Annotated in this window: 13 protein-coding genes; 11 read left to right on the top strand and 2 right to left on the bottom strand. The window is 76.7% G+C overall.

Annotation, left to right across the window (positions count from 1 at the left end):
• Positions 1 to 15: 15 nt before the first annotated feature.
• A complete protein-coding gene (locus tag ACIPSC_RS29225; protein WP_400829511.1) occupies positions 16 to 612 on the bottom strand; it encodes a GNAT family N-acetyltransferase in 597 nt (198 codons plus the stop codon).
• Between the two features lie 159 nt (positions 613 to 771).
• Here ACIPSC_RS29225 and ACIPSC_RS29220 point away from each other — a divergent pair, with 159 nt between their 5' ends.
• The 10 genes from ACIPSC_RS29220 (at position 772) to ACIPSC_RS29175 (ending at position 11,092) form a co-directional block, all read left to right on the top strand.
• Positions 772 to 1,779 (top strand): MsnO8 family LLM class oxidoreductase, encoded by a 1,008-nt coding sequence (locus tag ACIPSC_RS29220; RefSeq protein ID WP_400829509.1) that lies wholly within the window; start codon positions 772 to 774, stop codon positions 1,777 to 1,779.
• Between the two features lie 222 nt (positions 1,780 to 2,001).
• Complete coding sequence (locus tag ACIPSC_RS29215; protein WP_400829507.1) at positions 2,002 to 2,415, top strand: cupin domain-containing protein; 414 nt, start codon at positions 2,002 to 2,004, stop codon at positions 2,413 to 2,415.
• 289 nt (positions 2,416 to 2,704) lie between these two features.
• Positions 2,705 to 3,757, top strand: coding sequence for a DUF4129 domain-containing protein (locus ACIPSC_RS29210; RefSeq protein ID WP_400829505.1), 1,053 nt, complete (start codon positions 2,705 to 2,707; stop codon positions 3,755 to 3,757).
• Positions 3,754 to 4,299 carry a hypothetical protein gene (locus tag ACIPSC_RS29205; protein WP_400829503.1) on the top strand — a complete coding sequence of 182 codons (546 nt, stop codon included), beginning with the start codon at positions 3,754 to 3,756 and terminating at the stop codon, positions 4,297 to 4,299. Before ACIPSC_RS29210 ends, ACIPSC_RS29205 begins: the two co-directional genes overlap by 4 nt.
• Before the next feature lie 168 nt (positions 4,300 to 4,467).
• Positions 4,468 to 5,553: an AAA family ATPase gene (locus ACIPSC_RS29200; RefSeq protein WP_400829501.1), complete on the top strand. Its 1,086-nt coding sequence runs from the start codon at positions 4,468 to 4,470 to the stop codon at positions 5,551 to 5,553.
• Positions 5,550 to 7,124: a DUF58 domain-containing protein gene (locus ACIPSC_RS29195; RefSeq protein ID WP_400829499.1), complete on the top strand. Its 1,575-nt coding sequence runs from the start codon at positions 5,550 to 5,552 to the stop codon at positions 7,122 to 7,124. The genes ACIPSC_RS29200 and ACIPSC_RS29195 overlap by 4 nt, the downstream gene beginning before the upstream one ends.
• Positions 7,121 to 7,780 carry a hypothetical protein gene (locus ACIPSC_RS29190; protein WP_400829497.1) on the top strand — a complete coding sequence of 220 codons (660 nt, stop codon included), beginning with the start codon at positions 7,121 to 7,123 and terminating at the stop codon, positions 7,778 to 7,780. The genes ACIPSC_RS29195 and ACIPSC_RS29190 overlap by 4 nt, the downstream gene beginning before the upstream one ends.
• 211 nt (positions 7,781 to 7,991) lie before the next feature.
• Entirely contained in the window at positions 7,992 to 9,050 is a 1,059-nt protein-coding gene (locus tag ACIPSC_RS29185; RefSeq protein ID WP_400829495.1) for a phosphatidylinositol-specific phospholipase C domain-containing protein, read from the top strand.
• A gap of 192 nt (positions 9,051 to 9,242) precedes the next feature.
• On the top strand, positions 9,243 to 10,178 hold the full coding sequence (gene bla / locus ACIPSC_RS29180) for a class A beta-lactamase (RefSeq protein WP_400829493.1): 936 nt from the start codon (positions 9,243 to 9,245) through the stop codon (positions 10,176 to 10,178).
• Between the two features lie 158 nt (positions 10,179 to 10,336).
• Positions 10,337 to 11,092: an esterase/lipase family protein gene (locus ACIPSC_RS29175; RefSeq protein ID WP_400829491.1), complete on the top strand. Its 756-nt coding sequence runs from the start codon at positions 10,337 to 10,339 to the stop codon at positions 11,090 to 11,092.
• Positions 11,093 to 11,551: 459 nt separating this feature from the next.
• Here the strand turns inward: ACIPSC_RS29175 and ACIPSC_RS29170 are convergent, their stop codons facing one another.
• Entirely contained in the window at positions 11,552 to 12,187 is a 636-nt protein-coding gene (locus ACIPSC_RS29170) for a TetR/AcrR family transcriptional regulator (RefSeq protein ID WP_400829489.1), read from the bottom strand.
• A 146-nt stretch (positions 12,188 to 12,333) separates the two neighbouring features.
• On the opposite strand from ACIPSC_RS29170, the gene ACIPSC_RS29165 reads away from it, so the two are divergent.
• Positions 12,334 to 13,644, top strand: coding sequence for a YncE family protein (locus tag ACIPSC_RS29165; protein ID WP_400829487.1), 1,311 nt, complete (start codon positions 12,334 to 12,336; stop codon positions 13,642 to 13,644).
• Positions 13,645 to 13,662 lie beyond the last annotated feature (18 nt).

Genomic DNA, 13,662 nt, shown 5'->3' with positions numbered 1-13,662 from the left:
GCGTGCGGGGGCGGGTCAGCGCGGCAGCCGGATCGGGCCCAGCTCGCGCACCGGCAGGTCGGGCCGGAGCGCCGCCGGCGTCTCGAACAGGGCGCCGGAGCCGAGCCCGGGCACCGTCCTGACGAGGCGCCAGCCGCACGAGCGGTAGTAGCGGTGCAGCGCGGGGTTGTCCGTCCGCGCGTCCAGCCGCAGCACGGCGGCGCCGTCGGCGGCCGCCCGGTGGCCCGCCCACAGGTGCAGCAGCTGCCCGATTCCCCGGCCCGCGTAGGCGCGGTCCACGGTGCTGGCGCGCAGGTAGCGGGCCGGCACCGCACGCTCCTCGGCCGTCCACCGCCGCGTGCCGCCCCGGTGCCAGAGCGAGCAGGTGGCGACCGGAGGGCCGTCCGGTTCCAGCAGGGCGAGCACCGTGGCGCCCGCCTCGATCATCCGGAGCCGGCGCCGCGTCCGGTCGGGGCCCGACCACTGCAGGCTGCTGCTCCGGCCCGCCACCCAGGCCGCGGCCTCCTGCCGCCAGCGCGCCAACAGCTCCGCGTCCCCCGGTTCGGCGGCCCGGACGTACAGGACGGGTCCGACGGTGTCGGCGGGCGCAGGGAGGACCGGCTGAGAGCTCACCCCCCGCCAACGAACGCGGCCGCCGAAGGGTTGCGGCGGCGGGCAGGCGGGCAGGCGGGCAGGCGGGCAGGCGGGCCCGCCACCCCGGGTGCGGGGTGGGCGCCGCCGGGCGGGCGAGACGCGGGAATGCGGGCCGGGCCGGCCGTGGTTGACGGCCGTGTGACCACGACCGCGCCTCCGCTCCGTCTCTCCGTCCTGGACCGGTCCCGGACCAGGCAGGGGCAGGAGCCCGCACAGGCGCTGCGGGACACGGTGGCGTTCGCCCGGGAGGCGGAGCGGCTCGGCTACCACCGGTTCTGGGTGTCGGAGCACCACGGCGTGCCCGGGGTGGCGGGCTCGGCTCCCACCGTGCTCGCCGCGGCGGTGGCGGCGGCCACCGCGCGGATCCGGGTCGGCACCGGCGGGGTGATGCTCCCCAACCACCAGCCGCTGGTCGTCGCCGAGCAGTTCGGCGTCCTGGCCGCGCTCTTCCCGGACCGGATCGACATGGGCCTCGGGCGCTCGGTGGCGTTCACCGACGGCGTGCGCCGCGCGCTCGGCCGGGAGAAGGACGCCGCCGACCGCTTCCCGGAGCAACTCGCCGAGCTGATCGGCTACTTCGACGGCACCGGGCGGAGCGTCCGGGACGTCCACGCCCGGCCCGCGGAGGGCTTGCACGTCCCGGCGTTCGTGCTGGCCACCGGCGCCGGTGCGGACCTCGCCGCCGACGCCGGTCTGCCGCTGGTGATCGCGGCCGCGCGGGGCGAGGAGCGGATGCTGGCCGCCGTCGACCGCTACCGCGAGCGGTTCCGCCCCTCGGCGCAGGCCGCGGAGCCGTACGTGGTGGTCTCGGGCACCGTGGCGGTCGCCGCGACCACCGAGCAGGCCGAGCGGCTGCTCGTTTCCGAGGCCTGGTCGAGCGCCCACGCCCGCACGCACGGCGAGTTCCCGCCGCTCGCCCCCGCCGAGGAGATCCTGGAGCGGGCGATGACACCCCGCGAGCGCGCCGCCTTCCAGGAGGCCCTGCGCGGGCACATCGCCGGCACCCCGGCCCGGGCCGCGGCCGAGCTCGCCGCGCTGGTCGAGCGGACGCGGGCCGACGAGTACCTGGTGACCACCAGCACCTACGACCGCGCGGCGCTGCTCGACTCCTACCGGCTCCTGGCGGAGGCGGTCGGCCTGGCGTGAGGAGCGCCGGGGCGGGCGGCCCGGCGAGGCGGCCGCGCTCGCGGATCCGCCGTCCCGGAGGCACCGTTGACCCCACGGGCCCTGCGGGACACGATCTCCCGTGAGGACCGCGTCGCGCACCGCCCGACGGCCGCCGGCGCGCCGCCCGCAGGAGTACCGCCTTCCAGGAGCACCGCCTCCGGGGTCGCCGCCCCGGAGCCCCGCCGACCAGGACGGACCCGCATGGCCGACCAGCCCTTCGACACCGCCCGCTCCGCCGACGCCGCCACGGTGGCCGCGCCCGACGGCGCGATCGTCCACCCGTTGCTGGTCCTGGACGGCGCGGGGAGCATGGCCGTCTTCGAACTCGCCCCGGGGGACGTGACCCGCGCGGTCTCCCACGCCACCGTCCAGGAGCTCTGGCACGTCACCGGCGGCCGCGGCCTGCTCTGGCGCCGCCAGGCCGAGCGGGAGGAGACCGTGCGGCTGCACCCCGGCACGGTGGTGTCCGTGCCGCTGGGCACGGTGTTCCAGTTCCGGGCCGACGCGGACGCCACCGAGGCGCTGCGGATCGTCGCGGTGACCATGCCGCCGTGGCCGGGCGACCCCGAGGAGGCGCGCCCGGAGGACGGGCCCTGGCTCCCGACCGTCGCCTGACCTGACCTGACCTGACCTGACGCGACCTGCCGGCCCGACCTGACCCGACCCGACCCGCCGGCCCGGGCGGGCCCCCGGAGGCCCGCCCGGACCGGATGCCCACCGGCTCCGAAGGCCCGTCGGCCACCCCGCCCAACTCCCCTGCGCCCTCGGCCGAACCGAGCGATCCGACCGCCCGACCGCCGCGGCCCCGACCACGCCGGCGGAACGTGACAGCGGGACAGTCGGTGTGCGACGCTGCACCCCCGTGCGTGATCAAGCGCTGCTGGTGGGACCGGGGGGATTCCGCATGACTGACGTGCCATCGAGCGTGCCTCGGCCCGCCCGGGAGACCGGGGGAGCCCGGGGCGGCGGGCCCGCCCGGCCGGGTGCCCCGTGGGGCCGGACGCCCGCGCTGCTGCTGGTCCTCGCCGGCCTGCTGCTCGCCGCGGCGTCGCTGCGCCCGGACGGCGGTCTGCTGGGCGCCGTCGGTGACCCGTTCGTGCGCGCCATCGGCTTCGTCGTGCTGATCGCCGGAGGCTGGGCCGTGCTGGTCGGCCGCTTCGCCGTCCGCTTCCGCGAGGAGGTCCGCCACCTCGACGGCCCGACACCGCGGGCCGAGCGGCTGCGCGAGGCCACCGTCCGGCTGCTGGGCGGGGCCACCGTCCTGGTGCCGGTGCTGCTCTTCGTCTTCCACAACCGGACCGAGGGGCCGCCAGTGAAGCCCCTGCCCGTGGAGATCAAGCTGCCGCCGAGGCCGACCCTGCCGGAGTCCACCTCGCCTCCGCAGCCCGCCGAGCTCCCCGACGGCGTGGGAGTGCTGTTCATCGTGCTTTGCGCGCTGGCGGTCGTCGCGGCGGTCGTCGCGCTGGTGGTCCTGGTCCGGGTGCTGCTGAGCCTGCGCCGCGTCCGGCGCCGGCCCGAGCCGCTGCCGGTCGTCGGGGAGGTCGAGCCCGAGGACGTGCTCGCGGCCGCCGTCGCCACCGGGCGGCGTGCCCTGCACGGCGCCGACGCCCGGGCCGCGGTGATCGCCTGCTACGCCGCGATGGAGCAGTCGCTGGCGGCGTCCGGGGTGGAGCGGCGGATCTGCGACAGCCCGACGGAGCTGCTGGAGCGGGCCGCGGCGGACGAGCGCGTCGACCGGGCCCAGGCGTACGCGCTCACCGAGCTGTTCCGCGAGGCCCGGTACTCCACCCATCCGATGGACGACGGCCACGTCCGCCGGGCCGGGGAGGCCCTCGACGCCATCGCGGCCCGCCTGGCGGAGCCCGCTGCTCCGGCCGACGGCGCCGCCCCGCTCGCGGCCGTAGCCGGCCGTACCGCCCCGATCGACCGCGCCACCGCTCCGGGAGGCCGCCGATGAGCACCCGTCCGGGCCGCCGGGCCGCTGAACCGGCCGAAGGTGGCGAGGAGTTGGTCACCCCCGGTTCGGTCCGGCACAGTCTGGTCGAGCTGGCGGTCGCGGCCGTCCTGGCCGAGATCCTGCTCGGCCTGGTCGGCGGGCTGCCGGCGGCGGCCGCCGGTGCGGTGCTGTTCGCGCTGGCCGCCCTGCCGACCGCCCGCTACGTAGCCGGCGGCGGCGTCCTGGACGTGGGCCTGCGCCGCCGGTCGCGGCTGATGGACTCGCACGAGCCCGGCCTCGGCGACTGGCGCTGGACCGTGCGCCAGGGCCTGAGCCCGGACGGCGACGTCCAGCCGCTGCGCGGCCGGCTCCAACGGCTGTTCGCCGCCCGCCTGTCGGAGGCCCACAACCTCTCGCTCGCCGACGACCGGGACCGCGACCGGGTGGCCGGGCTGATCGGTCCCGGGCTCTGGCCGTGGATCGACCCGGCGGCCCAGGCGCCGGCACCGACCGTCCCGCCCGACGTGCTGCTCGCCCTGGTCGACCGGCTCGAATCCCTGTAGCCGCCCGGCCCGCACGTCCCGCCCCACACGTCTCGTCCCACACCGGCCGTCCCGCACCGGCCGCCGGCCGACCCCGCAGCCCCGCCCCGCAGCCCAGCCCCGCCGGCCCGCCCGGCGCCGCACCGCCGCCCGCAGCCACCGGGCCCCTACCGTCCCGTCAGGAGAGCCATGACCGCCGTTCCCCAGGCCCCCGCCGACCCGAGCGCCGCCCCGGCCGCCCCGGAGGTCGCCCCGGACGGCTCCGGCGCGTCCGCCGGGCTGACGCCGCAGCAGGCCGGCGAGTGCGCCCGTACGGTGCTCAAGGAGGTCGAACGCGCCGTCGTCGGCAAGCCCGAGGCGCTGCGCCTGGTGATGCTGGGCGTCCTAGCGGGCGGCCACGTGCTGATCGAGGACCTGCCGGGGCTCGGCAAGACCCTGCTCGCCCGCTCCTTCGCGACCACCCTCGGCCTGGACTTCCGCCGGATCCAGTTCACCCCCGACCTGCTGCCCTCCGATGTCACCGGCGCCCCCTTCTACGACCAGCGCAGCGGCGAGATGGTCTTCCGGCCCGGCCCGCTCTTCACCCAGCTGCTGCTCGCCGACGAGATCAACCGCACGCCGCCGAAGACCCAGGCCGCGCTGCTGGAGGCGATGGCCGAGGGACAGGTCTCGGTCGACGGGGCGACCCGCCGGCTGCCGCAGCCGTTCGCGGTGATCGCCACCGCCAACCCGATCGAGTACGAGGGCACCTACTCCCTGCCCGAGGCCCAGCTGGACCGCTTCCTGCTCCGGGTGCGGATGGGCTACCTGTCCACCGGCCTGGAGGCCGCGATGCTGCGGGCCCGGCTGGACCGGTCGGCGCCCGAGACGGTCCTGGACACCGTCAGCAGCCCCGCCGAACTGCTCGCCATGCGGGCGGCGGTGGAGCGCGTCGAGGTGGACGACGACCTCGTCGACTACGTGATCGCCCTGGTCGACGCCACCCGCAAGGACCCGCAGATCCAGGTCGGCGCCTCGCCCCGCGGCGGCCTCGCGCTGGTGCAGCTGGCCCGTGCCCGCGCGATGCTGGAGGGCCGCGACTTCCTCACGCCGGAGGACGTCAAGGCGCTCGCCGTCCCCGCCCTGGCCCACCGCATCACCCTCAAGCCGGAGCTGTGGGTGCGTCAGATCGACGCGGACGAGGTGCTGGCCCGGGTGGTTGCCGCCGTCCCGGCCCCGCAGACCCTGCCGCGGGCCTCCGATGCCGCCGGCTCGGGCGCGGACGCCGCGCGGTGACCGCCGAACGACCCGCCGGCACCGGGGCGGCCGGCGCCCCGGCGGCCGCACCGCCCGCGCAGCGGGCCGGCCGGCTCGCCGCCCAGACCGGGGACCGCGGACGGCGCCCGGTCCGCCGCCTCGCGACGGCCCCGGCCGCGGCCCCGGTGGCCGCCCCGACGCGCGGCCCGGCCGATGCCGCGCCGGGCCGCCCGGCGCCGGGATCGCGCCGCCGGGGCGTCCGGCACTTCGCCGGCGCCGCGCCGGGCGACCCGGTCACCGCCCGCATCCTCGCCCGGAGCGCCCGCGCCACCGCGGAGGGCCTGCCCAGCACCCCGCCCTCGCCGCACTGGCGGCCCGCCGAGCAGACCCTGCGCCTGCTCACCGTCGCCACGGCCGCGGCGGCGGCCGCCCTGGCCACCGGCCACGCCTGGCTGCTCGCCCTGGCCGCGGGCCCCGCCGTCCTGCTCGTGCTGGCCGCCCCCGGCGGCAGCAGGCCCACCACGCTGGCCACGACGGCCGGCGTCGCGCCGCGCCGCTGCTTCGAGGGCGAGCGCATCACCGCGCGCATCGAGGTGGAGCACGACGGCCGGATCGGCCCGCTCGACCCCACCGTCGTCCTCGGACCGGGCCTCGTCCTGGAGGCGCTGACCGTGCGGCCCACCGGGGTGGACCTCGCCCTGCGCGCCGACAGCTGGGGCCGCTGGAGCCTGGGCACCGTCGACCTCGACGTCTACGACGCCGGCTCGCTGGCCCGCCGCACCGTGCGCGCCGACCTCGGCACCGCCGACGTCTTCCCGGTGCCCGGCGCGGCCGGCCTCACCCCGATCCCGGTCCGGCTGCCCGAACGGCTCGGCGAGCACACCACCGGCCACGACGGCAGCGGCGTCGAGGTGATCGGCGTGCGCCCCTACGTCCACGGCGAGCGACAGCGGCGCATCCACTGGCCCTCCACCACCCGTCGAGGCAGCATCCAGATCAACCAGTTCGCCGCCGAGCGGGCCGCCGACGCCGTCGTCCTGCTCGACACCCTCGGTGACATCCACGACCCGGCCACCGGGGTGTCCAGCCTGGACGAGAGCCTGCGCGCGGCTGCCGGCCTGACCCGCGCCTACCTGCGCCGGCACGACCGGATCGGCCTGGTCGCGGTGGGCGGTCAGCTCCGCTGGCTCACCGCGGCCACCGGGGACCGGCAGTTCTACCGGATGGTCGAGAGCGTGCTGGAGGTCCGCCAGGACCGCGCCCACCGCGGGCCCGTCCTACCGCAGCTGCCGCTGCCCGCCCTGCCGCGCCACGCCCTGGTGTACGCGTTCACCACACTCGCCGACCAGCGGATCCTGGAGGTGCTGGGCCGCATCGGCGACCGCGGCAACCCGCTCGTCGTGGTGGAGATCCCGGTCGGCGAGCCGTCGGTGGAGCCGGGTGACGAGGTCGGCGCTCTCGCCCTGCGGCTCTGGCGGGCCGAGCGCGAGGCGATGCGCGCGGCCCTGCGCGCCCGCGGCGTCCCGGTCGCCCGCCACACCGCCGGCGAGGCACTCGACCTCGCCCTCGCACCGCTGCTGCGCCGCCGGATCGGGGGAGGAGTCCGATGAGCGACCCGACGAGCGGGACCTACAGGGCAGTTGGCCCGACCGGCCGGACCGCTCCGGCCTCAGCGCCGACGGGCCCGGCCGCGGCGCCGCGCTGGGCGCCGTGGGCCGAGCGGGCGGCCCTCCGCGTCGTCGGCGACGCCCTGGTGCTGGCCTCCATCGGGGCCGGCGGCGAGGGCGGCGCGGCCAGGTTGGGCCCGATCGGGCTGGTGGCCGCACTGGCCCTGGCGACCTGGGCGGCCCCGCCGCCGCCCCTGCCGGCCCGCCGTCCCACCACCTGGCCGGCCCGGCTCGCCGCCCAGCGGACCACCGTGCTCGCCACCGGCAGCGTGGTGCTCGCGGCGTTCGGCGAGCCGTCGCTCTGGCAGGGTGCGGCGGTGGCCGTCCTGCTGATCGGCTATCTGCTGCTCGTCGACGCCCTCGGGCCGGACCGCCGGCGCCCGCGCCCGGCGCACGCGCTCGCCGCCCTCGCGGCGTCCGCGCTGGTACTGCCGCCGGCGTTCGCCTCGACCGGGGCGCAGGAGTGGTCGCGCCCGGTCGCGGTGCTCGGCGTCGTGGTGGCCGCGGTCGGCGTCGGCCTGGCCCTGCACACCCGCCGGCACCCGGACGGGCACGGGGACGTGGACGCGGCCGGAGCGGGGCCGAAGCCCGGAAGCTGAGCGGCTGCCGGGCTGCCCGGGCGTCTGCCGACGGACGGCGAGGTGCCCGGTCGCCGTCCGAGACCGGCCGCGCCGGCCTGCTTCGGCCCGTGTCCAGTCCGGTGGCGAGCCGTCATCATCTTGTCGTGTCTTCTTCATCTGAAGCATGCTCAGGCAGCCGATCCTTCGGGTCGGCAGCACAGCCCCAGCTTCCGACGAGGAGACAGCAACCGTGACCGCTCGCCGTACCATCACCGGCGCACTCGCCACCGGCCTGCTCACCGCAGCCGCCGCCCTGCTCCCGTTGCAGCCCGCGGCGGCGGCCGGCGACGGCAGCCTCCCCTTCGGCTCGGCCACCACGGTCGGTCTGCACAACACCTACGACCCGGCTGCGTTCGGCTACCTCGCCCAGAGCCTGGACACCGGCACCGGCATGATCGAGCTGGACGCCTGGACGGACACCATCACCAAGGAGTGGAAGGTCAGCCACTCCAACCCGCTCGGCAACTCCAACAACTGCGTCAACGCCAGCACCCCGGCCCAGCTCTACACCGGCGGGGCCAACAAGAACCTGGAGACCTGCCTGGACGACGTCCGGGTCTGGCTCGGCGCCCATCCGGCCGCCGGGCCGCTGGTGGTGAAGCTGGAACTCAAGGGCGGCTTCGCGGCCAACCGCGGCATGGGTCCGGCCCAGCTGGACGCGCTGATCGCCGGGCACCTCGGCTCCGCGGTCTTCCGGCCCGCCGACCTGCTGGCCAAGCCCGGCGGCGGCTCGTACGGGAACGCCGACGAGGCGGCCCGGGCGGGCAACTGGCCGACCCGGTCGGCCCTCGCCGGGCGGGTGCTGGTGTACGTCATCCCCGGCACGTTCGAGGAGAGCAACCCCTTCGACACCCTCCACACCGACGTCGAGTACGGCCGCCACCTGCGCGACCTCGCCTCGGCCGGCCGGATCGGCGACGCCCAGGTCTTCCCCGCCGTGCACGGCGCCAAGGCCGGCGACCCGCGCACCGGGTACGGGGACGCGGCGATCCGCCCGTGGTTCGTGGTCTTCGACGGCGACGCCGCGGCCTACACCGGCGGCATCGACACCTCCTGGTACGACAGCCGGCACTACCTCCTCGTGATGACGGACGCCCAGAACGTCGCCCCCGCCATCAGCGCCACCGACCCGACCGCCGATCAGGCCCGCGCCCGCACCGAGCAGCTCGCCCGGGCGCACGCCAGCATCGTCTCCAGCGACTGGCGCCGCCTGCCCGCCGTCCAGTCCCTCGTCCTGTCGCGCGGCTGACGGCCGCCGGCAGCCCCGCCAGGTGTCGCGCACGCCCCGTACCGGTTCCGGGGCGTGCGCGGCCCGCGACGACCACGGCCGGCCGGGTGAGCGGCCGGGGGGCGGGGCGGGCGAAAATCCGCGTGGAACGTGTCCGCTCCACGAGGCGTCGTGATCAGTGACGTGTCGTCATCACTCATGGAGGAGACGGTGATGGAAACCACCGGAGTACGCCGGTCCCGCCGGGCGGTCCTGGCCCTCGGCGCGGGGACGGCGCTGGCCGCCGGCCTCGCCTCGGCGGGGCGGGCCCACGCGGCGCCCGCCCCCGCCGGCCCGGCGGCCGGACCGGACGGCGCCCTGCGCGGGGAGCTGGCCGGTCTGGAACGCGAGTACGCCGCCCGGCTCGGGCTGTTCGCCCACGACACGGGCACCGGGCGGACGCTGGCCCACCGGGCGGACGAGCTGTTCCCGCTCTGCTCGGTCTTCAAGCCGCTGGCCGTGGCGGCCGTGCTGCGGGACCTCGACCGGGACGGCGAGTTCCTGGCCAGGCGGATCCACTACACCGAGCAGGACGTCACGGACGCGGACTACGCCCCGGTGACCAGGGATCACCTCGCCACCGGCATGACGGTCGAGGAGCTGTGCGCCGCCGCCGTCGGCCAGAGCGACAACGCCGCCGCGAACCTGTTGCTCCGCGAGCTGGGCGGCCCGACGGCCGTGACCCGCTTCTGCCGCTCCGTCGGGGACGGGCGGACCAGGCTCGACCGCTGGGAGCCGGAGCTCAACTCGGCCGAGCCGTGGCGCAGCACCGACACCACCAGCCCCCGCGCCGTCGCGGGGACGTTCGCGCGGATGCTCCTCGGCGACGTGCTCGAACCCCGTGACCGGGCCCGGTTGACCGGCTGGATGGTCGCCAACACCACCAACACCGACCGGTTCCGGGCCGGCTTCCCGGCGGACTGGGTCCTCGCCGACAAGACCGGCGGCGGGTCGTCCTACGGAGTGGCGAACGACGTGGGCGTCGTCCGGCCGCCGAACCGGAGGCCGATCGTGGTGGCCGTGCACACGACCACCCGGGCGGCCGCGGGCCCCCAGCACAACGACATGGTCAAGCGGGTCGCGGAGCTGGTCGCGGAGACCTTGAGCTGAGGCCGTCCGCCGGAGGGCGGCGGCCCCGGGGCGCCTGGCCACCGGGGCCGCCGCGCCGCGCGGACTCCGCGCCTTCCGCGCCGCGCGGGTTTGGGCGGTACGACGGCGGACCAGGATTCGGGTTGTCCCGTTCATGCCCGAGCCCTGGGGGTCGCCCCGTGCGCCGCGCGTTCGCGTTCCTGCTCCCGGCCGTCCTGTCCGTCGTCCTGTCCCTCGCCGCCGTCCTCGCCCCGGCTCCGGCCGCCACGGCCGCGCCGGCCGGCCCTGCGCCGGCCGCAGCCACGCCGGCCGGAGCCGCTGCGACGGGCAGGGCCGTGGCCCTGCCGGACCCGGTGGTCTTCGTCCACGGCCGCAACGCCGGCCCCGGGGTCTGGGGCAGCATGACCGCCTCCCTCCGGGCCGCCGGCTACCCGGCCGACCGGCTCTTCGCATGGAGCTACGACACCACCCGCTCCACCAACGAGGTGCTCGCCGCCCAGCTGGCCGCCTACGTGGACGACGTGCTGCGCCGGACCGGCGCGGCCAAGGTCGACATCGTCGCCCACTCGCTCGGCAGCCTGCCCAGCCGCTGGTACGTCAGGTTCGGCGGCGGGGCCGCGAAGGTCGGGCACTGGGTCTCGCTGGCCGGCCCCAACCACGGCACCACCGTGGCCTGGCTCTGCGCGCTCTGGGACCAGGGGTGCCGTGACATGACCCCCGGCTCCTACGTCGTGACCAGGCTCAATGAGGGGACTCCCACCCCGGCCCCCGTCCGGTACACCACGCTCTGGTCGGCCTGTGACGAGCAGATCGCGCCCACCTCCAGCACCCGGCTGGACGGCGCGGTCAACGTTCGGACGGCGTGCCTCAAGCACAACGACCTGCTGACCGACCCGGCCGTCCAGGCCCGCGTCCGCGAGGCACTGGCGGGCTGACCGTCCGGCCGGCGGGTCCGGGCCCCGGGCCCGGTGCGTTCCCGGCCGGCTCCCGCGCTCCGGCACGGGCCCGGCCCGCCCCGGTGGCGGCCGGCCGGGTGGCCGGTGCGCCGGCGGGGCGGGCCGGGGTGGTTCAGCACTGGGGCCGACGGCCGTGGTTGGCCTTGCTCCGGCTGCGTGCCTTCTTCTTCCGGCGCCGCTTCGACGACATGGCCGCTCCTCTCCCGGTCGGTCGGCACCGGCCCTCGGGGAAGTGGTGCCGCGCGGGCGGCGAGGGCGGTGCTCCGCGGTCGGGCCCGCCGAGGGCGGGGCCCGACCTCCATGGTCCGCCGCCGGGGCCGGGAGCGAAAGGCGAGCAGGCCGGGGGCGCGCGCAGGCCGCCCCCGCGCCGTCCTCCGGTACCGCAGTGCGGTATCCGTCCAGATGCGGGAAGCCGGGTCCGCGCACGGAATGCCGCCCTCAGACGGGCGGGCGGACCACCCCCAGCAGGAGTGCGACCAGCTCGTCCACCACCTGGTCCATCGAGGCCTCGAACTGGCCGGCCGTCCAGTCGTGCAGCAGTCCGTTGACGGCGCCGATGAAGGCCGTCGCCGCGATCCGGTAGTCCCGTTCCGCGGCCTCGCCGCGTTCCGCGGCGGCCCGGGCCTCGGCGAGGATCAGCTCCACCCAGCGGGAGCGCCGGACCAGCCGCTGGCGCTCCAGCTCCGCGCTGACGCCGATGATCTCGACGAAGGCGATCCGCAGCCGGCGCGGGTCGTCGGTCGCCGCCGCGACGTAGGCGCGCAGCACCGCCCTGATCCGCGCCTCGAAGGCGAGGCCCGCGGAGCCGCCGAGGGCGGCCAGGACGGCCTGCTCCGTCCAGTCGTTCACCACCAGGTGCAGCTGGGCGAGGACGTCCTCCAGGTTGCGGAACTCCTCGTAGAACTGCCGGGTGGACAGGCCGGCCGCCTCGCAGAGCGCCGTCACCGAGGCGGCCCGGTAGCCCGGCCGGTCGCCGAACTGGTCCAGGGCGGCCCCGAGGAAGCGTTCGCGCCGCTCGGCCCGGCGCTCCTGCGCGGACCGTCCGCCGTACGTGCCCGTGGGCCCACCTGCCACTGCCGCCGCCCCCGATCGCCGCTGATGATCCTTCAATTGTTGCCCACCGACGTCTTGTCAGGGCCGGTGGGTCGTCCCTACCGTCGAGTAACGCAATCTGACTAACCTCCTTTTCAGACTCTGCGCGTTCTCGCGAAGGAGCGGCGATGACAGCCCCCGCACACCCCGGCTCCCCCCGCCGGTCCCGGATCTCCCGGCGCACCCGGGCCCTCGGCGGCCTCGCGGCCGCCCTCGGCCTTGCCCTCACCGCCTCGGCCACCGCGCCGGTGGGCGCGGCCGCCGCCGCGTCCGCGCCCACCGCGGGACAGGGGCTGCGAGAGGTGATGTTCGTCGGCAACAACTGGGACGGCACGGCGGACGTCATCCGCTCCACCGGCGACCTCGCCCGGGTCGGGCGCGTCAACGTGATCCCGGACAAGGACCAGCGGCTCACCGAGATCTACCTCAACCCCGTCAAGCTCGCCTACTTCCTGGGCATCCGGCTCGGCCCGGGGGAGGGCCACGACCAGTTCGTCGACGACATGTACTCCACCCCGGACGGCACCGCCGTGGTCGTCTCCCGGCCGAGCTTCGCCGACGTGGTCTCCATCGACCTCGCCACCGGGCGGATCAACTGGCGCTTCCCGGTCTCCGGCTACCGCTCCGACCACATGGCGCTCTCCCCGGACGGCACCCGGGTGGCGGTCTCCGCCTCCACCTCCAACACCGTTCACGTGCTGGACGTCCGCACCGGCGCACAGCTCGGCTCCTTCAGGACCGGGGACAAGCCGCACGAGAACCTGTTCACCGACGGCGGCCGGCGGATCTGGAACATGTCGATCGGCGAGGTGAACACCGCCCTCGACGCGCCGTGGCTGGACTGGACGAAGGGTGACCGCCGGATCACCGTGGTGGACGCGGACACCTTCGCGCAGACCCGGGTGATCGACATGCGCGAGCGGCTCGACGCCTTCGGCCGCTCGGACCTCTCCGACGCGATCCGCCCGGCCGCCTTCACCCCCGACGAGTCGAAGCTCTACTTCCAGGTGTCGTTCTTCAACGGCTTCGTGGAGTACGACGTGGCCGGCGACCGGATCACCCGGATCAAGACGCTGCCGAAGAACTCGGCGACCAGCGAGGACCGCACCACCTGGGTCAACGACTCGCGCCACCACGGCCTCTCGATGAGCCCCGCCGGCGACAAGCTGTGCGTCGCCGGGACGATGGACGACTACGCGACGGTCGTCGACCGCGCCACCTTGCAGGAGGGGCCGCTGGTGCCCGCCTCGAAGCCGTACTGGGCCACCGTGAGCGGCGACGGCAAGTCCTGCATCATCTCGGAGAGCGGCGCCGACCGGGTCACCGCGATCGACTTCGCGACCGGGCTCCGGACCGCCTCCGTGCCGGTCGGTGACCACCCGCAGCGCGTCCGCATCGGCCACGTCGCGGCCGACTGGACCGGCCCGTCGGGCGGCTGACGGCCGGAGCGGGGGCGG

This window comes from Kitasatospora sp. NPDC090091 (assembly GCF_044747365.1).
GTDB lineage: Bacteria > Actinomycetota > Actinomycetes > Streptomycetales > Streptomycetaceae > Kitasatospora.
Note: the sequence above shows the minus strand (reverse complement) of the source record. Positions and strands in the feature narration are given on the sequence as shown.